The organism is Geminocystis sp. GBBB08 (assembly GCF_016743215.1).
Taxonomy (GTDB): domain Bacteria; phylum Cyanobacteriota; class Cyanobacteriia; order Cyanobacteriales; family Cyanobacteriaceae; genus Geminocystis.
In genome coordinates this window covers 1-26,119 of record NZ_VRZC01000018.1, presented here as the reverse complement: position 1 = coordinate 26,119, position 26,119 = coordinate 1, and the positions used below count along the sequence as shown (strand labels likewise).

The 26,119-nt window shown below is 32.7% G+C and carries 17 protein-coding genes; 6 read left to right on the top strand and 11 right to left on the bottom strand.

All coding sequences use genetic code 11. The features are described 5' to 3' along the window. Window positions 1-16: 16 nt before the first annotated feature. From FWJ34_RS04120 to FWJ34_RS04095, 6 genes are all read right to left on the bottom strand, one after another. Window positions 17-754: a cytochrome c biogenesis protein CcdA gene (locus FWJ34_RS04120; RefSeq protein ID WP_308254061.1), complete on the bottom strand. Its 738-nt coding sequence runs from the start codon at window positions 752-754 to the stop codon at window positions 17-19. Window positions 755-865: 111 nt separating this feature from the next. Further along, entirely contained in the window at window positions 866-2,350 is a 1,485-nt protein-coding gene (locus FWJ34_RS04115) for a diguanylate cyclase (protein ID WP_308254060.1), read from the bottom strand. A gap of 27 nt (window positions 2,351-2,377) precedes the next feature. Beyond that, the gene (amt, locus tag FWJ34_RS04110) at window positions 2,378-5,161 is read right to left on the bottom strand and encodes an ammonium transporter (RefSeq protein ID WP_308254059.1); all 2,784 of its coding nucleotides are present in this window, start codon (window positions 5,159-5,161) and stop codon (window positions 2,378-2,380) included. Between the two features lie 254 nt (window positions 5,162-5,415). After that, a complete protein-coding gene (locus tag FWJ34_RS04105) occupies window positions 5,416-7,251 on the bottom strand; it encodes a protein kinase domain-containing protein (protein WP_308254058.1) in 1,836 nt (611 codons plus the stop codon). A gap of 112 nt (window positions 7,252-7,363) precedes the next feature. Beyond that, window positions 7,364-8,356: a J domain-containing protein gene (locus FWJ34_RS04100; RefSeq protein ID WP_308254057.1), complete on the bottom strand. Its 993-nt coding sequence runs from the start codon at window positions 8,354-8,356 to the stop codon at window positions 7,364-7,366. Between the two features lie 187 nt (window positions 8,357-8,543). Beyond that, a complete protein-coding gene (locus tag FWJ34_RS04095) occupies window positions 8,544-9,575 on the bottom strand; it encodes a rod shape-determining protein (RefSeq protein WP_308254056.1) in 1,032 nt (343 codons plus the stop codon). Between the two features lie 256 nt (window positions 9,576-9,831). Here FWJ34_RS04095 and mgtE point away from each other — a divergent pair, with 256 nt between their 5' ends. Both mgtE and FWJ34_RS04085 read left to right on the top strand, forming a co-directional pair. Next, on the top strand, window positions 9,832-11,229 hold the full coding sequence (gene mgtE / locus FWJ34_RS04090) for a magnesium transporter (protein ID WP_308254055.1): 1,398 nt from the start codon (window positions 9,832-9,834) through the stop codon (window positions 11,227-11,229). An 11-nt stretch (window positions 11,230-11,240) separates the two neighbouring features. Beyond that, window positions 11,241-12,752 carry a WD40 repeat domain-containing protein gene (locus FWJ34_RS04085; RefSeq protein ID WP_308254054.1) on the top strand — a complete coding sequence of 504 codons (1,512 nt, stop codon included), beginning with the start codon at window positions 11,241-11,243 and terminating at the stop codon, window positions 12,750-12,752. Between the two features lie 375 nt (window positions 12,753-13,127). Here FWJ34_RS04085 and FWJ34_RS04080 read toward each other — a convergent pair whose 3' ends face one another. Further along, window positions 13,128-14,078 (bottom strand): glutathione S-transferase C-terminal domain-containing protein, encoded by a 951-nt coding sequence (locus FWJ34_RS04080; RefSeq protein WP_308254053.1) that lies wholly within the window; start codon window positions 14,076-14,078, stop codon window positions 13,128-13,130. A gap of 249 nt (window positions 14,079-14,327) precedes the next feature. Here FWJ34_RS04080 and secA point away from each other — a divergent pair, with 249 nt between their 5' ends. Both secA and FWJ34_RS04070 read left to right on the top strand, forming a co-directional pair. Further along, a complete protein-coding gene (secA, locus tag FWJ34_RS04075; protein WP_308254052.1) occupies window positions 14,328-17,147 on the top strand; it encodes a preprotein translocase subunit SecA in 2,820 nt (939 codons plus the stop codon). 242 nt (window positions 17,148-17,389) lie between these two features. Next, window positions 17,390-17,737: a hypothetical protein gene (locus FWJ34_RS04070; RefSeq protein ID WP_308254051.1), complete on the top strand. Its 348-nt coding sequence runs from the start codon at window positions 17,390-17,392 to the stop codon at window positions 17,735-17,737. A 33-nt stretch (window positions 17,738-17,770) separates the two neighbouring features. Here the strand turns inward: FWJ34_RS04070 and FWJ34_RS04065 are convergent, their stop codons facing one another. After that, entirely contained in the window at window positions 17,771-18,433 is a 663-nt protein-coding gene (locus FWJ34_RS04065) for a Mo-dependent nitrogenase C-terminal domain-containing protein (RefSeq protein WP_308254050.1), read from the bottom strand. Between the two features lie 227 nt (window positions 18,434-18,660). Continuing rightward, a complete protein-coding gene (locus FWJ34_RS04060) occupies window positions 18,661-19,233 on the bottom strand; it encodes an HPP family protein (protein ID WP_308254049.1) in 573 nt (190 codons plus the stop codon). Window positions 19,234-19,361: 128 nt separating this feature from the next. Between FWJ34_RS04060 and accC the strand changes: the two genes are divergently transcribed. Both accC and FWJ34_RS04050 read left to right on the top strand, forming a co-directional pair. Beyond that, on the top strand, window positions 19,362-20,711 hold the full coding sequence (accC, locus tag FWJ34_RS04055) for an acetyl-CoA carboxylase biotin carboxylase subunit (protein ID WP_308254048.1): 1,350 nt from the start codon (window positions 19,362-19,364) through the stop codon (window positions 20,709-20,711). Between the two features lie 630 nt (window positions 20,712-21,341). Next, window positions 21,342-22,745 (top strand): DUF3370 domain-containing protein, encoded by a 1,404-nt coding sequence (locus tag FWJ34_RS04050; RefSeq protein ID WP_308254047.1) that lies wholly within the window; start codon window positions 21,342-21,344, stop codon window positions 22,743-22,745. 224 nt (window positions 22,746-22,969) lie between these two features. Here the strand turns inward: FWJ34_RS04050 and FWJ34_RS04045 are convergent, their stop codons facing one another. Both FWJ34_RS04045 and FWJ34_RS04040 read right to left on the bottom strand, forming a co-directional pair. Then, window positions 22,970-24,358 carry a DUF1822 family protein gene (locus FWJ34_RS04045; RefSeq protein WP_308254046.1) on the bottom strand — a complete coding sequence of 463 codons (1,389 nt, stop codon included), beginning with the start codon at window positions 24,356-24,358 and terminating at the stop codon, window positions 22,970-22,972. A gap of 171 nt (window positions 24,359-24,529) precedes the next feature. After that, a complete protein-coding gene (locus FWJ34_RS04040) occupies window positions 24,530-25,960 on the bottom strand; it encodes a hypothetical protein (protein ID WP_308254045.1) in 1,431 nt (476 codons plus the stop codon). Window positions 25,961-26,119 lie beyond the last annotated feature (159 nt).

Below are 26,119 nucleotides of genomic sequence, written 5' to 3'. Positions count from 1 at the left end.
CGTAGTGTTATAATTATCAATTAAAAGTAAAACGAGAGGCTAAAGAAAAAATACCAAATATTAATAAAATTCCGCCACTTAAAGGATTTATCCATTGGGTAATTAGCCTTAAATTTAGAAAACTTTTTAATGTTCCTGTAAATGTACCTGCTAAAATTAAAGGAAAAACATATCCTATTGCATAACTAATAAGAAAAACTGTACCTAAAACAAAACTTTTATTATTAGCAATATAAGCTAGTAATGTTATTAAAACTGGAGTACTGCAAGGTGAAGCAATTAAGCCAAAAGTTAGCCCTAATAGATAAGATTTTACACTATTAGGAAAGTGATCTTTTATCCAGTTAGACGTATCCCAATTAGGCAATTTGAAGGGTATTATTTCTAATAGATTTAATCCCATGATAATGGCGATCGCACTCACCAAGATAGGTAAACCAGTACCAATTTGCCCGTAAACTTTGCCTAGTAATGCCGAAAAAATGCCGAGAATAGCTAAAGTAGTGGCTAAACCAAGTGCAAAATAAATAGACTGAATAAAAGAAGAAAACTTACCTTTATTGTCATAACCGCCGATATAAGCAATGGTGAGGGGAAGCATCGACAACATACAAGGGGTTAAACTGGTGATTAATCCTGTGAGAAAAATAATCACAACACTAAAAATAGTTACTTGATTGAGTTGATTATTGACTAATTGATTGGCTAATTGTTGGAGTTGATAAAGTTGTGTCGAAATAGATTCTAAAGTCATTAGATAATTTTAGGGGTTGCTGCTGGAAATAACAAAAGGAGGAATTACGGGTAAGATGCCTATTTTACAACTATCAACTATGATAGGGGTTTAATATATTAAGCCCTTACTTTAACTATTAACTACTAATTCATGATAGTTAAATATTACTTGATTTCTGCCGTTATCTTTTGCTTTATATAATCCATCATCGGCTGATTTTATCAATATTGCCAAAGAAGATTTAGAGGAAGGAATAATAGAGGCAACACCTAAACTTAAAGTGACATATTGGCAAATTTTTGAGCCTTCATGAGGTATTTTTAAATTAAGTATTTCTTGTCTCATTTTTTCAGCAATATTTACCGCACCTTCTAAGGAAGTATTAGGTAAAATAATAGCAAATTCCTCTCCACCATAACGGGCTAAAAAATCTGATGATCTTTTAACTATATTGTCCATGGTTTGTGCCACTTTTATTAAACAAGAATCTCCCTGTTGATGTCCATAAATATCATTATAAGGTTTAAAATAGTCCACATCACATAAAATTAAAGATAAAGGTTTATTTTCTCTACCACAACGTTGCCATTCTTGAATAAGAGTATTATCAAAACAATGACGATTATAAACTCCTGTTAATCCATCAATAGTTGCCAATTTACTTAACTTTAATTCTAGCTTTTTTCTCACAGTAATATCTCTAACAGTAACAGAAAAACCATCCCCTAATTTTACAGCGATAAAATGAAACCATTTTTGCTCATTTTTGTAAATATATTTTATATCTTCTTCTAAGGCTTTGCCTGTTTCTACGACTTTAATAAAAGCAGGAAATAACTCGGGTTTAATTTTATTAATAAATTTTTTAAAGACTAATTTACCTGTTAAATCTTCAGGCTGACTATTAAAAATTTGAGCGGTGACAGGATTAACTACAATACAACGAAAATCTACTATGTTTCCAGTATTTGTATCTCTTACTGCTTCTAAAGCAGCGATACCATCAAGAGAAGCATTTAAGATACTTGAAATTAAGGCTCGTGATTGATATAAAATTGCTTCAGCTTCTTTTCTTTGACGGATTTCTTTTCTTAAGGTTTCTTGCTCTTTTTCTAATAAAACTCTTTCTTTTTCTAATAATTTGCGTTGAGTTTGAATGGTTAATTGAGTGGAAATTCTTGCTAAAACTTCTTCTTCTTGAAAAGGTTTTGTTATATAATCAATACCGCCAACATTAAAGGCTTTTATTTTATCGAAAACATCACTTAAGGCACTAATAAAAATAACAGGAATATCTTTAGTTTTCTTATCAGCTTTTAAATTTTCACAGACTTGATAACCGTTCATGTTAGGCATTAAAATATCTAATAAAATCAAATCAGGAGGGTTAGATTGAGCGGCAATAATCGCACTTTCTCCATCAGATGCTTTTTTTACTTTATAATTTTTCCCCTGCAACATTTTTGATAATACTCTCAAATTAGCCGGTTGATCATCAACTATTAAGATACTTTCTATTAAGTTTTCTTCTGAGTTAAAGTCTATGTCATTCATATTTTGAATAGTGAATAGTTGATAGGGTGATTCGTCATTGGTGAGGGGGTGATTTGTCATTTGTCATTTGTCATTCCTAATTCCTCATTAATTTTCTATTAGTTTTCTGATTTTCTTTAGTTCAAAATTATCAACTAAGTAGTTTAATTTGTCTATTAAAATATTATATTCTTGAGGAATTTGTGCAATTAATTCTAAAATTAGATCATCATCCAGATCAACTGAGGCTTGATATAATTCATTTATCCATGAACTTGGCATTATTTGCAAATCTTCTACAGTTAAAGGTTTATTATTTGTGGTGATTATATTTTGATTTTCTTGTTCATAAAAAATATATTCTACTCCCAAGTGTTTAGCCATTGCTTCAAAGATAACGGATTCTCGAAAAGGTTTTCTGATAAAATCATCACATCCTGCGGATAAAATAACCGCTTTTTCTTCTTCTAAAACACTGGCAGTTAAGGCAATAATAGCAGTAGCGTTACCTTTAATCGTACCTTTTATATATTGTGTCGCTTCATAACCATCCATTACCGGCATTCGCATATCCATCCAAATTAAGTTAGGATTCCATTCTTCCCAAATTTCGATAGCCTCTTTACCGTTAGCCGCTTCTTTTAATTCAAAGCCTAATGGTTGTAATAGTTTGATTACTAATAAACGATTAATTGGGCGATCATCAACTACAAGAATACGATAACAAGGTTGTCCGGGTTTTAAGGCGATAACATGACGAGAATTAGTACGTTGTTCAATTTCCACATCACTAGCACTAACCACCTTAGCATAAATATCAAAACTAAAAATACTACCTTTACCCAATTGACTTTTAATACTAATATCACCTCCCATCAATTGCACAAATTTACGACTAATGGGCAATCCTAAACCAGTGCCTTCTTGACTATTTCTCCCTACTTCTGTTTGAGTAAAGGCTTCAAAAACTTTGTCTAAATCTTTCTCCGCTATTCCAGCACCTGTGTCTTCTACAGCAAAACGAATATAAATTTTTCCTTCTTCTTTAGAGGGTTTAGGGGATAAAGAAATAAAGACATTTACCCCTCCTTCTTCGGTGAATTTGATACCATTGTTGATTAAATTAATTAATACTTGACGCAATTTTGTTTCATCGATACAAATATAATGAGGTACATCTTCATTTCTTTCAAAGATTAATTGTAAATTCTTCTCCTCCGCTTTTAAATGTAATAAATCTTCAACTTCGTCTAATAAAACATAAAAATCGACATTTTTCTCATTTAAGCTCATTTTTCCGGCTTCAATCTTTGATAAATCAAGAATATTGTTTATCAAGTTTAAAAGATAGTTACCGCTACGGTTAATAATGGTTGTATTTTCTATGTGATCAGGAGGTAAATTAGGCGATCGCATCATAATTTGAGAAAAACCAAGAATAGCATTCATGGGGGTGCGCAATTCGTGACTCATATTCGCCAAAAAAACACTTTTAGTTTGATTAGCAATCTCAGCTTTTTCCTTAGCAATTGCCAATTCTAAATTACCCGCTTGAAGTTGAGAAGTTGACTTTTCCAGAGATTCAATAACTTGATTATAACGAGTTGCGATATGTCCTATTTCTGTAAAAGGTTCAACTGGTACACGCAAACTAAGATCTTGATTTTTAACTTGTTCATCCATTACAGTAAGTAAATCATAGACAGCAGTTTTTGCTCTATGTTCAGATACATTTAAACCTATATCTTCTTCTTCTAAGGATACTCGTAAAGGGAAGAAACGATTAATAAGATTAAGCAATAACCAAGCTACCCCAAAACCCCAGAGAAAACAGACTAAAATTCCTAATAATTGCACTAATAACTGACTACCCTGACTTAAACCAGTGCCTAATATTTCAGGTTTGCCAAATAAGGCTACTGCCAAAATACCCCATGTGCCACCACCACCATGTACTGCGACTGCATCCACTGCGTCATCGATTTTGTATCGTTCTAATTTTGCCTTAATAAACAACATTAAATAAGCGCCAATCACCCCAATAATAAAGGCTTCACTCGCAGAAACACTATTACAGGAAGCAGTAATGGAAACCAATCCCACAATAGTGCCATTTATCAAAAACTCAACTTCAGGAATCTGATACTTTTGCCAACCGAAAAAACAACCGCTAATCATACCACCAACTCCAGCCATGAGAGTATTAACTAAAATTCGTGGCACTTGATTATCAAAAACTAAAGTACTACCACCGTTAAAACCAAACCAAGCAAGCCATAACAGCATGACTCCTAATACCGACAAAGGCAAATTTGAGCCATTAATTTTTTCGATAGAAAAACGACCGTAACGAGGACCTATAATTAATAAAAGGGCAAATGATACCCAAGCACCGATCGAATGAACTACAGTACACCCAGCAAAATCGATAAAACCAATACTACCTAACCATCCTGTAAAATCACTTTGATGGTTATTCATGCCATTCCATGCCCAATGACCGAAAACAGGATATATTAAACCAGAAATCAGTATAGAAGTGATAATATAAGCACTGAATTTAACTCTTTCTGCCACTGCACCTGATACGATAGTGGTAGAAGTACCGCAAAACATCGCTTCAAAAAAGAAAAATGCTCCTGACTCTAAATCATTACCAGCATCAAAGAAAAAACTATTTGTACCTAACCATCCTCCCCAACTTAATCCAAACATAATACCATAACCCACCATCCAAAATAGAGCCACTGAGATACCAAAATCTGCTAAATTTTTGATAGCAACATTAATGTTATTTTTTGCTCTAGTTAACCCCGATTCTAAACACATAAATCCGGGTTGCATGATAAATACTAAAATTGCACAAATTAAAATCCATTGTAAGTCAGTCATGAGAATTAGAAATTAAAAAGTAGAGTGGGCAATGCCCACAAATTTTGACTATATTTTACTAATTTGAAAAGTGCTATCAAAAATTAATTATAGATTAAATCTATTTTGTAATATTAGATTCATTTAATTAGTTATAATAGTATGTCTCGCAAAGACGTAAAGACACAAAGAAGGGTGCAAAGTTATGAGACAATCAAAGAATTACGCCACTAATCCTTACTCTCCTTAAAAAACCTTTTTAACTCCATTCCTGATTATTTTCTTTTTTCTATTACTTTCAGAAAATTAGAATTAGTTATTTTAAATGAGTCATCCATTTTTTCTAATGTAAAATTTCTTTCTTCTTTTTGACTAGATCCGTCTTTATAATAATAGGTGTTATTTCCCACTAAAGTAACAGATTTTTCATCTTCTCTCACAATTTGTAAATTTTCCACCGTTACTTGACTAAATTCATTGAAAAAATTAGGATCTAAATTGTCAGGATTAGCAAATATATTTCTAGCTTGATCATACTTTTTTTCAGATACTAAGTTATAAAACTTTTGTAGTGTTTCGATGGCATCATTACTATTAAGAGGCTTCGTTTCATTGTTGATAATTTCAGATTCAGGATTTGATTCAGGATTCGATTCAGAGTTAGATTCAGGATTTGATTCAGGATTTGATTCAGGATTCGGATTATTAACCACCGGCTGGGGTTGAATTTGAGATTGATTACGAGTTTTTTCTTCCTCTTGCCGTCTTAATTCTTCTGCCGCCCTCATTCTTTCTGATTCAGCTTGTTTTTGTAACCTTTCTGCCTCTATTCGTCTATTTGCTTCTTCTTCCAGTTTTTTCTGCTCTTGTGCTAGTCTAGCTTCAGTTTCAGCTTTTTGTTGTTCAATATTAGCTAATTTTTGTTGGGTTTGTTGAATATATTGGGTAAAAAGAAATCCAGCAGACACTGCAATCCCTGCTATTATTGCACTCAAAATTAATGGTAGCCAACTATTTCTCTTCTTTTCCTCAATATTACTATCTTCATTAACAGGTTTTTGAGTATAACTCCCTTGATAATCATGTTGTAGTTTATAACTCACTTGCGAGATTGGTTGACGAGTATAACTCCCTTGATAGTCAGATTGAGGATTATAACTCGGTTTACCAGGAGAAAATGAAGGAGGTTGTTGATAAATTTGATCTCTGGTGACGGCAACCGTAGGCAATTCGATGCCAGTAGTGGAAGAAACAACAGGAGTGTTTTTTCGTTGAGGAATTACCGCTACTGTATTAACTGCACTTAAATATAAGTCTTGATACATCTGCTCGGCAGTGCTATATCGCTGACTTAAATCAATTTTGGTCGCTTTTTCTAATACTGTTTGCAATAATGGATCTAAATTGGGTACATCATCAAACCATTCTAATTGGCCATTTAAAGAGTTACTAGAAAATTCGATAGGATATTTTCCTGTTAAACTATAAATCATTGTCAATCCTAAAGCAAACAAGTCACTACTATACATAGTTCTACCTGTACTTTGCTCAGGTGGCATAAATCCTCTTGTACCAACTATAACAGAGCTTACCATTGATCCTGATCCTAAAGCAACAGTTCCCATTGTTTCTTTTACCGCGCCAAAATCAATTAACACAGGTTTATTGTCTCGACTGCGAATCAGAATATTTTCAGGTTTAATATCCCGATGTATAATTTTTTTACCGTGAATATATTGAAGGGTTTTCAGTAATGATGATAAAATGTCAAAACATTGAGAACAACTAATAATTCCCAATTCCGCTAAACTTTTACCCTCAATGTATTCTTGTACAAGATAAAATCGATCATTATCGACAAAATACCCATATAAAGTCGGAATTTCTGTGCAATGTTGCCCTAATTCTTCTAAGACTTGTGCTTCTTTGCGGAATAAATCTTCAATGACTTCTGCTGATACCCGATGTTGCGAATTAATTGGTTTAAGACGTTTAATCACAATCATTCGTTGAGACGGCATATGAGTATCTCTGGCTAAAAAAGTCTCCCCGAAGCCTCCTTGAGCTAAAGTATTAATAATTTGATAACGTCCAGCAATTAAAGATTCCATCTTTATAATTAACAATGAGCGATGAATAAGTCTAAAATTTATTTATTTATTGATTACCTATCTTAACGATTAACTGTTAACTGTCAACTAAAGTTATTAACTTCCCCACTCTTCATAGGCTAAATTTATCTAAATGAGATCTAGGATTATCTTTACTTATTTCTCTAATTTTTTCATAGTATTCTTTTTCTTGATTTGTAACATTATTTGGAGTGGCGATCGCTACTTTGACTAATAAATCACCATAATCACCTTTGGCACTACTCCAACCTTTCCCCTTAAGTCTTAAAGATTGCCCATGACGAATACCTGAAGGAATTTTAACTTTAACTTCTCCAGTGGGAGTGGGCACATTAATTTCACCCCCTAAAACCGCTTCATAAGGCGTAATTGGCACTTCACAAACTAATTTATCATCTTCAAATTCAAAAAAATCATGGGGTTTTAACTCTACTTTTAAATAAAGATCACCTCTTTGTTTTGTCATAGTATTTAATTGTCCTTTTCCTCTTAACCTTATTTTAGTACCATTTTTAGCCCACGAAGGAATCTTAACGTTAATCGTTTCAGTGCCTAAATTTAGCTGAGTTTCTACACCATGATAGGCTTGGCTATAAGAAAGAGTAATATTTTTTTCGATGTCGCTACCTTTAGCTGATTGAGTTTGTGTACCGAAGCCCGTAGTGTTAAAGTCAGAATTAGCATAACGCCCACTGCGAGAGTTAGTATTACCAAATGGACGACCTAATAAATCATTAATAAATTCATCAAAACTCCCATAGTTACCAAAATCAAAATTATTGGTATTAGGGTTAGGATTTTTCCCACTACTAGCATTTCCCCAAGGAGATTGTCGGCTTCCTGATGGTGCAGATTGCCAATAACGCCCAAATTGATCATATTTCTGGCGTTTTTCTGTGTCCCCTAAAACTTCATAGGCTTCACTAATTTCTTTAAATTTTTCTTCCGCCGCTTTATTATTCGGGTTTCTGTCGGGATGATATTTAACGGCTAATTTACGAAAGGCTTTTTTTATTTCATCCCCCGTTGCACTTTTACTAACTCCTAATACTGAATAATAATCTTTGTAATCATTTGCACCCATATTTTTTTCTATAATTTTTTATCTTGATTAAGTTCATAGTAATTATAATAATGATAAATTCTTCAAGGGCAAAGGGTAAGTAACAATTAACAATTAACAATTGAAATAATATTTAAGTCAATTACCTCCTAGTCTCCTAGTCTCCTAGTCTCCTAGTCTTCTAATCACCTAATCTCCTCTTTTATATCTACTTCTTACGACTTGCCCTTCCTAACCGTTCGTAATCTTCTAATACTTTACCAGTACCATAAACAACACATTTAAGCGGATTTGGGGCAATATGAGTGATAATTCCCGTTTCATTAGCGATAAGGCTATCTAAACCTTTAAGTAAAGCACCTCCTCCTGCTAACATGATACCTCTATCAATAATATCTCCGGCTAATTCGGGGGGAGTTTCTTCTAAAATTTTTTTTATGGTATCGATAATTAATTCCACCGTGTCAGCGATACATTCTCTAATTTCTTCTACGGTAATCGTCACAGTTTTTGGTAATCCTGAAACAATATTTAAACCCCTAATTTCCATTACTTGCTGATCATCATCAATAGGATAAGCTGAACCTATATTCATTTTAATCTGTTCAGAAGTTCTTTCTCCTATAATTAAATTATAAGATCTTTTTAGGTAACGTTTGATGGCTTCACTGATTTCATCTCCTGCTACCCTTACAGAATCACTCAAAACAATGCCCTGAAGACTTAATACTGCCACTTCTGTTGTTCCCCCCCCAATATCCACTATCATGTTACCTACCGGCTCATCCACCGGCAATCCAGCCCCAATGGCAGCGGCTAATGGTTCGTCAATAAATTCTATATTATCCATCGCTCCTGATGTTTCCATGGCTTCTTCCACTGCTTTTCTTTCTACAGTAGTAATACCACTAGGTACACCTATAATAATACGAGAACGAGTTAAATTATTATTTCCTCTGGCTTGTTTAATAAATCCTCTCAACATCATCTCAGTTTCTTTGACATCAGTTATCACACCGTTTTTTAAGGGGCGAATGGTTCTGACATTTTTTGGAGTACGACCTAACATTTTTTGTGCTTCTTTGCCAAAGGCGATGGCTTCATTTTTATCATCATCAATGGCGATAATGGAAGGTTCATCTAACACAATATCTTTCCCTGGAATATAAATCAAGGTGTTAGCAGTGCCTAAATCTATACCCATATCCTGTGATTCAGCAATACGATCAAAAAAACCCACTTTTATGTCCTCAAATTTTATCTAAATTGTTATTTTAAGATTGAATTTATAAATTAAGACTCTAGTATAATTTTAAAAACTCAAAAAATCTAAGCTAAATTTAATCCTTAAAATCTAAAATCTAATCCCTAACTTCTAACAACTAAAATCTAATCATTGTTATAAGTTTATTTTCACTTCAAGCAGACAGAGGTTAAAATTAAATGTCGATGCTAAAAGATTTATCGTAATAAGAAGTTATTAGGGGGGCATACTGGTGAGCGATAATGCAATAATTCAACAAAATGATTCTCGCCATGAATTGAGAGAATTAGTTAGTTCTCAATTACGATTATTATTAGAAAGGAATAATCTTGAAGGTGCAAAAGCTCTATTATTACCTGTACAACACGTTGATATAGCTGAAGCCATCGAATATTTACCCCCATCAATGCAGTTAATTGCTTTTCGATTACTTAGTAAAACTGAAGCTATCGAAGTTTATGAACATTTAGATTCTACTGTACAACAGTCTCTCATTGAAGAATTTAAACGACAAGAAGTATTAGATATTGTTGATAAAATGTCCCCTGATGATCGAGTACGATTATTTGATGAATTACCAGCCTCGGTAGTTAGTCGTATTTTAGAACAATTAAGCCCCGCAGAAAGACAGGCAACTAATTTATTATTAGGCTACGAAGAAGATACGGCTGGACGTATTATGACTCCAGAGTATATTTCTCTTAAACAAACTTTAACTGTAGAAGAAACTCTCGATCGCATTCGCTCTTTAGCCAAAGCTTCAGAGTTGATTTATTATATGTATGTCACTGATGCTTCCCGCCATTTAGTCGGTATCGTTTCTCTCCGTGATTTAGTTTTACATTCTCCTAGTCGAACTTTAACGGAAATCATGACTCAAGATGTGGTTTATGTTAAAACCGATATGGATCAAGAAGAAGTAGCTAAAATAATTCAAAGATATGATTTTTTAGCTGTGCCTGTAGTAGATAAAGAATTACGATTAGTCGGTATTGTCACTGTTGATGATGTTATCGATATTTTAGAACAAGAAGCCACAGAAGATATTTATGCTTTAGGGGCAGTGCAATCTGACGGTGATAACTACTTTCAAACTAATTTATTTACCATCGCTCGAAGAAGGGTGACATGGTTATTCGTTTTATTACTTACAAATACAGTAACTGGTGGTATAATCGGTGCGCAAGAAAAAGTTTTAGAACAAGTAACAATATTAGCCGCTTTTATTCCTTTGTTAACTGGCACTGGTGGTAACATTGGAACTCAATCTTCTACCGTAGTTATTAGGGGCTTAAGTACTAATGAAATGAATGATTTAGGCCCAGTGAGGGTAATTTTTCGGGAGGCTCTAGCCGGGCTATTATTAGGTTTAATTTTGGGGGTTTTAGCCGGAATTTGGGCTTATCTTTTACCCCAAACCCATAAAAATCCTGTGGTAGCGGTATCCGTAGGAATCAGTTTAGTTGGTATTTCTGTATTAGCTTCTGTTTCTGGATCGGCTTTACCCTTTCTATTCCGTTCTTTTGGATTAGATCCCGCCTTGATGTCTGCACCTTTTATTACTACTGCTGTTGATGTTTTAGGTGTGTTGATTTATTTTACCATCGCTCGTACAATGTTAGGCATTTAGGGGAATAAATTATGATCTTTATAGTTTTACTTTGGTTAGAATGGTTAGAATATTTAGGGATTTTATTAACTATAATTGGCTTATTTCTTTCTTTTTTTTCAGGATCTAATAATTTATTCTTTGTTGCTATTATTGTTACTTTTATTTTAAATATTATTAACCGTTTTCGCTCAGAAAATCGTAGTAAAAGTCGTATTGCTGGGGCTTTGAATGTTCAGTTAAAAAGGTTTTCAGCAGAAGTTACCGAAATTAACAGTAAAATTGATCAGTATATTGAAAAACAAAAAACCCTTAGTCCTCCTCCAAAAATTTCTAGTAATATTGAAAAATCAGAAAATCAAATTATCGCTAGTTTACAGCAAGATGTGGAAAGTTTAAATAAATCTTTAACAAGCATTATTGACTATATCCAAGAGCATAAATTAGAACCTAGAATTAAAAATTTAGAGCAACTTTATCAATCCTCTCAATCATCTCGTAAACCCGTTAATTCACCAGACAATAAGATTAAATTACCAGACCAAAATATTTTAACTCACAAACAAGAATACGACATTGAGCCACCTCCGAAAATTGCTTGGCGATGTCTTCATATTATTAACGGCCATAGTCAATCTGTGACGGATTTAGTTATTACCCATGATCATAAATACTTATTAAGTGCTTCTTGGGATCAATATTTGAAAATTTGGTCATTAGATAGTGGGTATGAAATAGATAGTGTTCGAGCTTCAGATCAAGGAGTTTTAAGTGTTGGTGTTAGTGATTTTAATTATTTAGATCATGGTATCGTTACGGGTAGTTTAGATCAAGATGTCAAAATTTGGTCATTAAAGTCAGAAAAAAATTCTTTACGTTTTATCCTTAAACATACTTTAACTCAACATACAGGTTCAATTCATGGTTTAGAAATAGCCCCGACTAAACAAATTATTGTCAGTGGTAGTTATGATCAAACTGTGAAACAATGGGATTTACAAAATGGTCGTTTATTACATAGTTGTTTTGATGAAACTGGTGCCATTAATGCTGTTGCCATTCATGAAGAAGCAGGATTTATTGCCAGTGGCGGTGGTGATGGTGCTATAAGCATCTGGGAATTGGATGGTAAGAGAAAATTAGGTTTATTAGTTGGCAATGTCACTTCATTGGATTCAATCGTTATTAGTAAATCAGGGCAATATATTGCTGGAGGTTGTGCAGATGGTTCGATTAAAATTTGGCATTTACCCTCGACTATGTTTAGTTTATTTTTAGAAATTCAGCCTACATTGCAGTTACATGGACATCAAGGGCAAGTAATGGATTTAATTTTTAACCCAGATGGCAACTTGTTATATAGTAGTAGCATTGATGGCTTCATCAAAATTTGGCATCCTGCCACAGCTACAGAATTAGGGCATTTAAAAATTGGCGATGATAACCGTGTCTTTTCTTTATCTTTAAGTAAAAACGGTGAAATTTTGGCGGCGGGTGGAGTTGATGGTACAATTAAAGTTTGGCAACAAATAAATAATAATTAAAGAATACTATAGCAATCCTATTTGATTTGTCGCATTTCCGTTGGCAAAAATTTAGAATTTAAAATTTAGAATTTAGAATGAAGATTTTACCATTGCCCCCTTGCTCACCTCAGTTCGATGTTAGAAACCTTTAAAAATAAGGGTTTAAGAGTCTTAGTTGACGAAATTTTACCCACCTCAAAGAATTAAGTTTAGTAAATAATTGTCGAAAATGAATTTTAATAATGTTTAAGTCTATTCTCTCCTAGTCGAATAGTCCACTAGTCCTCTAGTCTCATCTTCACCGATAATTTTATGTCGAACTCAGGTTTCCTCCGATGCCCCGTTGCCCATTATTTAATTTACCACAACTTATTTAGGACTGCTATATCTCAATTATAAAGGAATTATCCCACTAGGATTAAGAGGAAATAAGTTACCATAATAATCTTGTTTAATAACTTTTAAATCATAGGTGTTTTTGATTCCTGATAAATTATTAATATCTTCTAAATATCTACTTAAATTATTAAAATTTTTAATCATTTTTAAACTACATTTAAACAAACTATAATAAACTGTATCAAAACGAATTAAAGTCGTAAATAAACGAATATCAGCTAAAGTTAGGCGATCACCGCATAAATAACGATTATTAACAAAATGTGCCTCAATTTCATCTAAAACAGTAAATAAACCTTGACAAGCCTCTTCATAAGCCGACTGAGTTTGAGCAAAACCACAACGATAAACACCGTTATTGATATAATGATAAATTTTGTTATTCCACTCCTGAATTTGCGATTTTAAATCATCAGGATAAAGGTTAAAATTAGCATTTTTAGCAAAATTATTAAATTCATTATTAAGCAGAATAATTATTTCACTACTTTCATTATTAACAATGGTTTTTGTTTTTTTATCCCACAAAACTGGCACGGTACAACGCCCTTTATAATTAGGTTTAGATAGTTGATAAAGTTGTCGTAAAGTTTGACAATTTTCGGAGGTATTTTTCATTATCCAACCTCCTTTATTTACCTCGGGAATCACAATATTAACATCAATAACATCTTCTAAACCTTTTAAATTTCTTACCATTAAAGTTCGATGTGCCCAAGGGCAACTGATACCAACATATAAACTATAACGATCTTTTTGTGGGGTATAAATATTATCTTTTTCTTGATTAATTTGATGACGAAATTGACTCGCTGTACGATTATAACTACCCTTATCATTACACGGTGCTAAATTAGACATCATCAACTGCCCTAAATTTTTCCAAATAAATTTAGCTGTAACAATAAGAAACGATGTCGGTAAAGATTGATTTTGTTTAGTCATGATAAATCTTGTAAATTCTTCATATCCTATATTAATTATTAATTACTTATTCCCAATTACCTAAGTGCTTAGACAAAATTAATTGTATATAGGCAATGAGTTTCAATCCATTGTTGTCAAGGATTTGGAAAAAATAAAATCCACAATTAATTCTGGCTACCTACTTATTACCGATTACTGATTACTCATTGCTGATGATATGATTAAAGATTAATCGATATATTTAAAGAAATATTATAAAAAATAAGTATGTTTAAAAAGCTATTCGGAGATCCTAACGCTCGTAAACTTAAGAAGTTACAACCTCTGATTACAGAAATTAACTTATTAGAAGAAGACTTTAAAAAATTTACTGATGATGAAATGAGAGCAAAAACCTCTTCTTTTAAGGAGATGTTCGCCAAAGCGAAAAATCAGGAAGAAAGAGATATTCTCTTAGATGAAATCTTAGTAGAAGCTTTTGCATTAGTGAGAGAAGCCGGAATTAGAGTTTTAGGAATGCGTCATTATGATGTGCAAATGTTAGGTGGAATTGTTTTACATACAGGGCAAATTGCCGAGATGAAAACAGGGGAAGGAAAAACCCTTGTAGCAACTTTACCAGCTTATCTTAACGGTTTAACAGGAAAAGGTGTTCATGTTGTGACGGTTAATGATTATCTTGCCCGTCGTGATGCGGAATGGATGGGGCAAATTCATCGTTTTTTAGGCTTAAGTGTTGGTTTAATTCAAAGTGGTATGACTTCCCCAGAAAGGCAGAAAGCCTATAGTGCTGATATTACTTACGCCACTAATAGTGAATTAGGTTTTGACTATCTAAGGGATAACATGGCTACTGACATTGCCGAAGTGGTGCAACGAGTGCCTAATTATTGCATCATTGACGAGGTTGACTCTATTTTAATTGATGAAGCTCGTACTCCTTTGATTATATCAGGGCAAGTTGAACGTCCCATGGAAAAATATATGGAGGCAGCACGAATCGCTCAATTACTCAAAAAACAAGAGGAAGAAGGTGACGGTGGTGATTATGAAGTTGATGAAAAAGCCCGGAATGTCTTGTTAACTGATGAAGGTTTTGCTAAAGCTGAGGAATTGTTAGGGGTTAAAGATTTATATGATCAAGAAAATCCTTGGGCTCATTATATATTTAACGCCATTAAAGCTAAAGAATTATTTACCGCAGATGTTAATTATATTGTACGCAATAATGAAGTGGTTATTGTTGACGAATTTACCGGAAGAGTTTTAGCCGGTAGAAGATGGAGTGACGGTTTACACCAAGCCATTGAAGCAAAAGAAGGGGTTGAAATTCAGAAAGAAACTCAAACTTTAGCCAGTATTACCTATCAAAATTTCTTTTTACTTTATCCTAAATTATCAGGCATGACGGGTACTGCCAAAACTGAAGAAACAGAATTTGAGAAAGTTTATAAGTTAGAAGTTAGTATTATACCGACTAATCGTCCTTCTGATCGAGCAGATTTACCTGACGTGGTGTATAAAAATGAGGTAGCCAAGTGGAAAGCCGTAGCTGAAGAATGCGATGAAATGCACAAATCTGGCAGACCTGTATTAATTGGTACTACTAGCGTTGAAAAATCAGAATTACTAGCAAGATTATTAGTAGAAAGAAAAATTCCCCATCAAATTCTTAATGCTCGCCCAGAAAACGTAGAAAGAGAATCAGAAATTGTCGCCCAAGCTGGAAGAAAAGGGGCTATTACAATCGCTACAAACATGGCAGGGCGTGGTACAGATATTATTCTCGGTGGTAACTCAGATTATATGGCAAGATTAAAAATTCGGGAATATTTCATGCCTCAAATTGTCACCCCTGAAGATGATCAGTTTATGGTAAATGTGCCGGGTATTGAGATAAATAAACGCCCTAAAGGGCAAGGTTTTGGCGGTAACAATAATGGTAAAAAGGTGAAAAACTGGAAACCTTCCTCCGATATTTTTCCCTGTCAGTTATCTCTTGAAACTGAAACTAAACTAAAGGAAGCGGTAAAATTTGCGGTGGAAACCTATGGGCAACAAAGTTTATCAGAATTAGACGCTGAAGAAAAAATTGCCATCGCTGCCGAAAAAGCTCCTACTGATGAGCCTGTTATTCTTAAACTAAGAGAGGTGTATAAATCTATTCGTCAAGAATACGATGCTCTTACAGATAAAGAACATGAGTTAGTAGTAGATAAAGGTGGGTTGCACGTTATTGGTACGGAAAGACACGAATCAAGACGTATAGATAATCAATTAAGAGGTAGAGCAGGCCGACAAGGAGATCCAGGCTCGACACGCTTCTTTTTAAGCCTAGAAGACAATTTATTGCGGATTTTTGGCGGTGATAGAGTAGCAGGTTTAATGAATGCCTTTCGAGTTGAAGAAGATATGCCCATTGAATCAGGGATGTTAACTCGTAGCTTAGAAGGCGCTCAGAAAAAAGTCGAAACCTTCTATTATGATGCGCGTAAGAGTGTTTTCGAGTATGACGAAGTCATGAATAATCAACGTCGTGCTATATATGCGGAACGCCGTCGAGTGTTAGAAGGACGAGAATTAAAAGAACAAGTATTACAATATGCATCTCAAACTATGAATGAAATTGTTGATGCTTATGTTAATCCTGAATTACCCCCTGATGAGTGGAATTTAGAAGGATTAGTTAACAAAGCCAAAGAATTTATTTACTTACTTGAAGATGTCACCGTTAACGATTTAGAAGACATGACAGTAACAGAAATGAAGATTTTTCTCCAAGAAGAAGTACATAAAGCCTATGATTTGAAAGAGAATCAAATTGAGCAATTACAATCGGGCTTAATGCGTCAAGCGGAAAGATTTTTTATTCTTCAACAAATTGATACCTTGTGGCGTGAACATTTACAAGGAATGGACGGCTTACGAGAATCTGTCGGTTTAAGGGGTTACGGACAAAAAGATCCCCTAATTGAATATAAACAAGAAGGCTACGAAATGTTTTTAGAGATGATGATTGACATTCGCCGAAATGTAGTGTACTCTCTATTCCAGTTCCAGCCCCAAGCACAACCCCAAGCAGTTTGATAGGTAATAAGTAATGAGTAATTAATAATAGTGGAATAGGCATCTTGCCTGTTAATTGCTAACTTCTAACAAGGGGTTTAAACCTCTTGCTAATTCCTAATTACTAATTCCTAACTCCTAATTCCAGCAAGTCAGCATAAAATAGTGAAAATATTGATTACAAAATTCAAATATAATAGCTAATAGCTGATAACTGATAGCTAAAAAATTCCTAATTCCTAATTTCTAATTCCTAATTATTAATGATGCTGAGTCGTCAAAAAGAATCTTTAAAAATAGTGACGTTACCTGAATTAACTCCTGAAGAAAAAGCGTTTCAACAGGAAAGATTAAGAGATATTTATTTACTCTTAGAAAATTTAACTTTACAAGAAGAAGCGACGATTAAGTTAATAATTGATGGTCTTTATGATATAGGAATTATAAACTTAATTAACAAAAAAATTACCAATCGATCTATGAATAAATTAGCTAAATTTTTATCTCGTACTCCTAAACCTTTAGTTAAAATTATTGCTTGGCAATGGGTAAAGAAAAATCTTCCTAGTAAAGTTACTAATTGGCTTAATAATAAAGTTAAATTTAAGTAATTATAAGATCAAATATAAATTTATTACTATTACTTACAAATAAGGTGTAATATCTTCTTGACAATCATCTGCTAAAAAAGAAAGAGAACGAAATCTTAAACCCACCATTTGATCATATAACGGGTTTAATTTACACATGGGAGGAATATGGACAATTTTTCGGCCAAATAAAGTAATATCTCGCTCAAAAGGGCAATCAGAAGGAATCATTTTACAAACAAAACGAGCGACTCTAGGATCATGTATATCCATACCATCTAACCATTTTTTGACAGGTTTTAAAAGATCGGGATGGTGTGCTTCTCCTGTTTTTTCGTTTTCTGGATGCCAAAGGGTTGCTTCTAAGGATTTTAAAGCCTCTAAATCCAATCCTAAAGCTGACTGAAATTCATGAACGGTATCAGCTTCTGCTTTACTATAAACTCCATTGGCGATCGCCATCATTACAGCAGTGCGTAAGAAATTTTCTTTAATCTCAATATCATTTCCTAAAGCCTTAGCTAACTCTTGGGGTGAAATAGTTTCTAAACTACCTAAATCAGTACAGGGAATAAGCTCATCTTGAGTTAAACTAGCAATCAATTCTTGTTCTTCAGGATCAAAATGACCATCAGCATAAGCTACAGTAAGTAAACCTCTTAACCATGCTGAAATTTGTTCATTAGTATATGTATTAAGATTGCAATTTGTCGTCATAAATTAAGAATCAAGATTCAAGACTATAAAATCATTGTAACTTAGGATTTTTAGCTTGAATCATCGTATTTTCTCTACAATTATTAACGGTTAAGAACATCATTTCTATGTTGTACTGAGCCGACAATTTTTGCTACTTCATTTATAATCTCTGGTATAACTTTTAATTCTTGTAAGGTAATCACAAGATTTTTAGCGATTGCATCAAAGTATTTAAAAATAAATAATTATTTGCGATAAGGATAAGAGCGATCTTCTGGAATATTATTAAAGATAATAGCAACTATAAACATAATAAAAACTGAACTTAATACAGGATCAATTATATACCAAAATCCTAGAGTTTTAATTTTTTCTGAACCAATAATCGCAATTAATGCGGTTGCACCACCGGGAGGGTGTAAGGTTTTTGATATTTGCATTAAAACTATAGATATTGCCACTGCTAAACCAGAGGCTATCCATATAAATTGTGACGAAGGAAGTATTTTAGCAATACAGACACCGACAAGAGAACCGATAAAATGACCACCGAATAAATTTCTTGGTTGAGCAAGAGGACTATTTGTTACACCATAGATTAAGACAGCAGAAGCACCAAAAGAACCGATTAAAAATACATGATCAGACAATGGTAATTGAGAATTTTGAACTATTCCGATTAGAGAGATTCCAAAAAAAGCACCTAAAAAAGTCCATAAATGATCAATCGGTTTTAAGATGGTTTCTCTATAGATGATATATCGAGCAATTCGATAGGCTTTTTTATTTTTTAATTTCTTTTTAAGGTATTTGAACATTTTGCTAATGCTATTTTGACATTATGTATAAAAATATACCAAAAAATCCTTAAAGATTGTGAGGGTAAAATTGCCATAAGTGCCAAAACCAAATATGATACGAAAGATATTAGATTTAATGTTTAAAAATGCCGTTTGCTAAAATTTTAATTGCTAATCGAGGAGAAATTGCTCTACGCATCATTCATACTTGTGAAGAAATGGGTATAGCTACAGTTGCCGTTCATTCTACCATTGATCGTAACTCCCTTCATGTAAAATTAGCAGATGAAAGCGTATGTATAGGGCCACCTCCTAGCAATAAAAGTTATTTAAACATCCCTAATATTATCTCGGCGGCGTTAACTAGAGGTGCGGAGGGGATTCATCCGGGATATGGATTTTTAGCAGAAAATGCTCGTTTTGCTCAAATTTGTGCTGATCATCAATTAAAATTTATTGGTCCTAGTCCTGATGCTATAATTGCTATGGGCGATAAGTCAACGGCTAAAAAAACCATGCAAAATGCTGGTGTGCCAACGATTCCAGGTAGTAAAGGTTTAATCACTGATGAAGAAGAAGCAGCAAGAGTAGCAGCAGAAATAGGCTATCCCGTGATTATCAAAGCCACTGCGGGAGGAGGAGGCCGGGGGATGCGTTTAGTCAAGGAAGAATGTGACTTAAATCGATTATTAGCAGCAGCCCAAGGGGAGGCAGAAGCAGCCTTTGGAAATGCAGGAGTTTATATAGAGAAATTTATCGAATTACCTCGTCATATTGAGTTTCAGATTTTAGCAGATAGTTACGGTAATGTAGTTCACTTGGGTGAAAGAGATTGTTCTATTCAAAGAAGACATCAGAAATTATTGGAAGAAGCCCCATCTCCCGCCTTAAATCCGACAATTAGGCAAAAAATGGGACAAGCTGCCGTAAAAGCGGCAAAATCGATTAATTATGTGGGTGCTGGTACGGTAGAATTTTTGTTAGATAAATACGGTAACTTTTATTTTATGGAAATGAATACCCGTATTCAAGTAGAACATCCTGTTACAGAAATGATTACTGGGTTGGATTTAATTCGAGAACAAATTGCGATCGCTCAGGGAGAAAAGCTATCATTTCGTCAACAAGAGATCGAAATTAGAGGTCATGCCATAGAATGTAGAATAAATGCGGAAGATCCAGATCATGATTTTCGCCCGAATCCGGGTAAGATTATTGGTTATTTACCGCCAGGAGGGCCCGGGGTGAGGATGGATTCATTTGTTTATCCTGAATATGTTATTCCGCCCTATTATGACTCTCTAATAGGAAAATTGATCGTTTGGGGTAAAGATCGAGAAACTGCCATCAAACGCATGAAAAGGGCGTTAAGAGAATGTGCTATAACAGGAGTTCCCACTACGATTAATTTTCATCGTAAAATCTTAGAAAACCCTGAATTTTTAGCCGGAAATGTTTATACCAACTTTGTTGAGAAAAATATTTTAAACAAATAAAATGAGCTCGGTTTCCGTTTCCTTATTTTTCGACTTATTCAAGATGTCTAATCGTTAATTGTTTATTCATATTCGAGACAATTCACCCTCATTGTTACTGTCTAAGACTATTATAGGTTTTTGTTATACTACTAATAAAATTGGCTAAGGTTGGTTAACCTATCGATCAAAGTAGGGTAAGATATAGATGCCACTTCCGCAGGATTGATCACTATTTTTCCCAGAGCCTTGAAACTGGCGATCGCCAAACTCATAGCGATATGATGTTATCTCATCTCAATGCACTCATGGCATAAAGAAAGGTACAAAGGATTATAAAATAGACTTGAGTGAAGTATTAGAATGCTTAATTAATAAGGGGTTGAAGATAAGACGGAGGAGAGGGGAGAGAAAATTGTAAAAATTGGTCAAAATCTTGATTAAATTTAGTAAATAATGCGAAGTGGTTAATCATAAAAAAAAATAATTATAGCAATTCTAAATCATTTGTGAGAAATCAAATACTAGTAAATAATGCTAAATCTGTTATTGATTCTAAATTCTAAATTTTTCATGAGTCATAATCTCAAGAGAAACATAAGAGTGCTATATCTCGAATCTATCTAATAAATTTTGAATAGCTAAATCAAAATGATCAATAAATTAACCTTTATCACAATTTTAAGTTTTACTTTTTTATTCTTAATAGGATGTACAAAAAATGATAATATTCCTCTCAAAACTCAATTATCACAATTACCTACAACTAAACCTGTAGATAATAAAATTAATCGCCCCACAGAAGTTCGACCATTACCCGGTAAACTAAATAATATTCCGATGATTAATAGTAATAGTCCTGAATGGTTAAGGGATGAAGGTATTTTACTCTCCACATTTTCTTCTACAGAAAAAGCATTTCCTCACGCTCATTTAGGCTATCCCTTAAGTGGCAAATTTGAACTTTTTGACCATCACTATATCATTAATCAGCCCGAATCTAAAACGATTTATTTAGGTTTTTTAGTCCATAATCCAAATAAGAAAGCTATCTCATTAAATATCAGTGAAGCGGCTAGTAATTTAATTATAGCAGTGCCTAACTCTAAATCCAAAAATCCTTTAGATGGTAGTCGTGCTTCCGATGCTATTTTAAAAGGAGTAAGAGACTCTTATTTTCCTTCGCAAATAACGTTACAACCAAATGAGTATAAATTGATTATGAATAAATCCATTGACACTCTAGGATTACCTCGTAACTTAAATGGAAGATCCAGTCATATACGTTTTGAGAGTAAAGAAATTGGCAGTAATACCCCTGCCTTAATTAATTTTGCCAGTTTAGCCATGTATGGCAAAAAAGATAGTAATGGCAAAATACAACCACCCACTTTGACACAATGGCGACAATTACTAGAAAAAGGAGACTTAGCTAAACCTCGTGATAAAACTCCAACACCCCCACAAAAAACAGAGGGTAATTTAATTTATAGTCGAGTCGCTGGAATACAGCAAGGCACAAAATGGCAAACAGATTTAACCAATTCAGGTAAAAATTATTTAAAAATTCCTCAAGACGGTAAATCATTATCCTTCGTTATTAGTACCATAAGAAAAAGTACTCTTGGTACTAATCAAATTCAATCCGCTAATTTATTAACACGTTATCCCGATACGGCTTATGAAGCACATGGCAATTACGGAGTTCATTATGATTTAACTGCACCTTTATTTAATCCCTATAGTCAACCTAAAACTGTTACCGTAGCCATTGAAACATCTTTAAAATCAGAAAATAATCAAGTTTTAAGTTTTGACTCAAAATCTGATTCTTCTGCCGTTTTTTCTGGTTTAGTAAGACTTCGTTATCTTGATGATGCCAGTTTACCCACTGAGAGTTATATTACTGTTAAACAGTCTCGTGGACAAGTTGTCAAGCCCTTATTAACTCTTAATTTAAAACCTCAAGAAACTCGAAAAGTTAGGGTTGATTTTCTTTATCCTCCTGATTCTACCCCACCTCAAGTGTTAACTTTTACAACTAATCCTAATTAGCGTTAGTTGGGATTTTTAATAATTTAAGACTAAATATAGGGCGATGCACTGCTCACTTTACGCTATAATATCAGGTTAGATTGAATAATTATAGAAGAATTTCTCGCAAAGACGCAAAGACGCAAAGTTTTATTGTAACTGATTATCCGAACTTAATATAAATAGTAAGTATTTTATCTCCCTCTTAGAAAATAGGCAAGAATATATGGCAAATATAATAACGATTAAATAGAGAAGTTTTCCTGAATATAAATATCATTAACAATAACTTTTATGGTAAATTTTTCTTCTTGATTTCCCCAAAATTTATATTGGATAATATTATCATTAGATTTAGTTATTATTTCTTGAAAAACTGTTCCTGATTCGTCTAAAATTTTTAATTTTAAGTTAGAAGGTAAATACTTATCTTGATTCAAAGAATAAACTCTCACAAAAATGTCAATATGATTATTAGATTTTTTTGGTAAAATACCAACTAATAAACCTAAGTTATAAGAGGCTAATTCCTTATCTAAATTGATAACTTTTCCGTGCCAAATACCTGATAATTTATGATGAGGATTGAGAGATTTTAAAGCTAGAGAAGCATTCCAACGAATTTCCTCCTCCTCACTATTTTCGATTAAATTAACTAAAGCAATAATAACATCATTTTTAAAATGACTATTAATAGCTACATTATTGATTTTTTTTAATATATTATTGACAACTTCTTGATCATTATTTTCCTGTAAAATATTTAAAGCATTCTCAATAGATAATGAGCGAGAAGAAAAAACGGGAGTTAAACTAAAATCAGGCACAAAATATTGTTGCATCAATTCGGTTAAAGTTTGCCAACCTTTCGTTAAAGTTGATTCATTTTCGCCCTTAAACCATTGACTTAAATTAATGGATTGACGACTACAAAATAATTGATAACGAGTTTGACTATTGCTGATGAAACTTAACCATTGATTAAAGTTGCCAAGAAGACGAGGAGATAAATTATCTTTAATTTCTTTGAATAAATTTTCTTTTTGTTGAGGGGATAATAATGGTAAAGATTCAATTTGCGGTATCATATCCCAACCATATTCATATTCTAAACACATTAAATTTAAGTCATTTTCTAAGTATTCCACAGGAAAATCAACGGTATGATTAAAAGAGTCTAATTTACCGTGAGTTTGTAAATCTTCATAGGAAGTATAACCCCAAAAATTGAGATAATTTTCCTCTATATTTACTTCTACTGCAACGTAATAATTACCTACCCAATCAGGAATTTTTAACCATTCTTCAGGTATATCAATTTCAGTTTTATCTTGAGTTTCTGTAGGTATTAAAATAATCCGATTAGAATCAATATCAATAGCGTTGCCATTAACAAATTCCCAAATACTTAAGTTATTTTCTAATTGCCATGTGTCTAAAATATTGGTTTCTAACATTAAGTTAAGCCAAGAAATAAAAGTTTTTCTAGCTAATAAATTAAGATAACCACGATAACTAGCGACTTCATTACTTAATTGTTTAATTTGTTGCCAAGTTTCCCTTTTAATTTCATCGCTTAATTGAATTTTTAGTTCATCGACATAAGTGTTAGTTAACATTTGTATATTAGTCATAATAGTTACTAGATTTTCTAGTTAAGTTAATAAATAAATTTGATTAAAGTGGTAAGTTTTTTAAGTTTCAATACCTTAACTCAACCTACAATAATTGAGGTGTTTAAAGGGAGTTTTTTAAGTTTCGATACCTCAACTCAACCTAAAATAATTAAAACTTTTAAAGTATTATTAATAAATTTGATTAAAATTTTGATGTAAAAATTTTTCTAACCATAAACTAAGATTATTGTTAATTATGGTATCATCCCCAAGTTTAAGGTTAAGTTTACTTTCTAATTGTTCTCTTAAATTATCGATAAGTTGAGGATAAATTTTAGTTTCTATAAAAGCGTTATCAGAATCAGAAAAAGACTGAAGATAATTTTCCTTGAGAGAATTTTTTTGCTCATTATCTATTTGTTGATAAGATTCTTGACATAGCCATAAAATTTGTGATTCGATATATTCACTTAACCATTGTTCTAAAGGTTGAATTAAAGGTTTCATATTAGCATTAGTGATTTTATGTTTTTCTCCTAGTTGATACTTAACAACTCTATCTAAAAGATATTTTTTGACTTTTAATATTTCTCGTGAGAGTTGATATTGTTCTTTGATAAAATTGAGGTAAGTTTTATTAATAATATCAATAGTTTTTTGTTGAGTTAAATCTAACCCAAGGCAAAGATAAAAAATAGCTTGTGACTCTATATTTATCTCATTAAAAGCCTGATTAAGAATGTGATTAATTTCTTTCTCAGTATTTTTTTTTTCTATTTTAGTTAAATAGTCTTGAGGAGTTTCAGTGTTACAAAATTCGGTATCTTCACCATAGTTAATAGTAATGGGATTAACAAATAATCTGGCTTTTTCTCCACAAAATTCAACTCTAGTTTTAAATTCTTCTACCGTTAACTTAGATGGTATATTTACCAGTTTTTTTGCTAATAAATTATATTGCTGAGTCATAATGCTTAGTTGTTGTAAATTAGGAGGAGATAACGACTTATTTTTATTAGGTGAAGCCGAGATATAGTTATCAACAAAACATTGCCAAGCTAATAAATATTCTGACAATTTATTATCCGTTAATCCACCAATTTTAGTTAAAATTTTTTCTCGTTTAGATTTCGCAATTTTTTTCAATAATCCCCAATTACTCAAGAATTTCCAACCTCGACTAATATATATCTTATCAGGTACAACAGTTTTAAGTCTTCTTTGGGCATAAGTTGTTATTTGACTACCTCCATTAACTTGATATTTTCTTAATAATTTTTCTGGTTGAATAGTAGCTTCATTGGCGACTAAAAAACCATCTTCTAAAGTCAAAGATTTAACAGTATTGCTAAGACGAGAATAAACACATTTTGTTACCCAATAACAAACTTCTTGAAGATAAGAAGTTAAATGATATTGTAAAATTTGATCATAATTTAAGCGTAAAGTTGTTAAAAAGTCAGATGCTAAAATTTCTGTATTGATTGTTTTTATATCGCTAATTTTTTCAATATTTTTTCTCAACTTAGAATCAGTTTGCCATTTTAAAATAAAACTATAGCTATCAACGATAGATAAAAAAGTAGAAAATTTATCAACAGTATTTACTCTAGTTATCATAGGAATAAATTTGGGAAAAAAGTAATTTTATTAAATGAATGTTATAAATTTAGAATCATAAATATTAACTATTGCCTATTGCGGCGTTAGTGATTTTATGTATGACTCGAAAAAAATCAAATAGCAACTTTTCTGAATATCTTTTGCACACCTTTAACA

Excerpts from the sequence above, each read along its gene's own strand:
- FWJ34_RS04120 (WP_308254061.1), bottom strand. The coding sequence starts at position 754 with ATGACTTTAGAATCTATTTCGACACAACTTTATCAACTCCAACAATTA.
- FWJ34_RS04115 (WP_308254060.1), bottom strand. The coding sequence starts at position 2,350 with ATGACAAATCACCCCCTCACCAATGACGAATCACCCTATCAACTATTC.
- amt (WP_308254059.1), bottom strand. The coding sequence starts at position 5,161 with ATGACTGACTTACAATGGATTTTAATTTGTGCAATTTTAGTATTTATC.
- FWJ34_RS04105 (WP_308254058.1), bottom strand. The coding sequence starts at position 7,251 with ATGGAATCTTTAATTGCTGGACGTTATCAAATTATTAATACTTTAGCT.
- FWJ34_RS04100 (WP_308254057.1), bottom strand. The coding sequence starts at position 8,356 with ATGGGTGCAAATGATTACAAAGATTATTATTCAGTATTAGGAGTTAGT.
- FWJ34_RS04085 (WP_308254054.1), top strand. The coding sequence starts at position 11,241 with ATGATCTTTATAGTTTTACTTTGGTTAGAATGGTTAGAATATTTAGGG.
- FWJ34_RS04080 (WP_308254053.1), bottom strand. The coding sequence starts at position 14,078 with ATGACTAAACAAAATCAATCTTTACCGACATCGTTTCTTATTGTTACA.
- secA (WP_308254052.1), top strand. The coding sequence starts at position 14,328 with ATGTTTAAAAAGCTATTCGGAGATCCTAACGCTCGTAAACTTAAGAAG.
- FWJ34_RS04070 (WP_308254051.1), top strand. The coding sequence starts at position 17,390 with ATGATGCTGAGTCGTCAAAAAGAATCTTTAAAAATAGTGACGTTACCT.
- FWJ34_RS04065 (WP_308254050.1), bottom strand. The coding sequence starts at position 18,433 with ATGACGACAAATTGCAATCTTAATACATATACTAATGAACAAATTTCA.
- FWJ34_RS04060 (WP_308254049.1), bottom strand. The coding sequence starts at position 19,233 with ATGTTCAAATACCTTAAAAAGAAATTAAAAAATAAAAAAGCCTATCGA.
- accC (WP_308254048.1), top strand. The coding sequence starts at position 19,362 with ATGCCGTTTGCTAAAATTTTAATTGCTAATCGAGGAGAAATTGCTCTA.
- FWJ34_RS04050 (WP_308254047.1), top strand. The coding sequence starts at position 21,342 with ATGATCAATAAATTAACCTTTATCACAATTTTAAGTTTTACTTTTTTA.
- FWJ34_RS04045 (WP_308254046.1), bottom strand. The coding sequence starts at position 24,358 with ATGACTAATATACAAATGTTAACTAACACTTATGTCGATGAACTAAAA.
- FWJ34_RS04040 (WP_308254045.1), bottom strand. The coding sequence starts at position 25,960 with ATGATAACTAGAGTAAATACTGTTGATAAATTTTCTACTTTTTTATCT.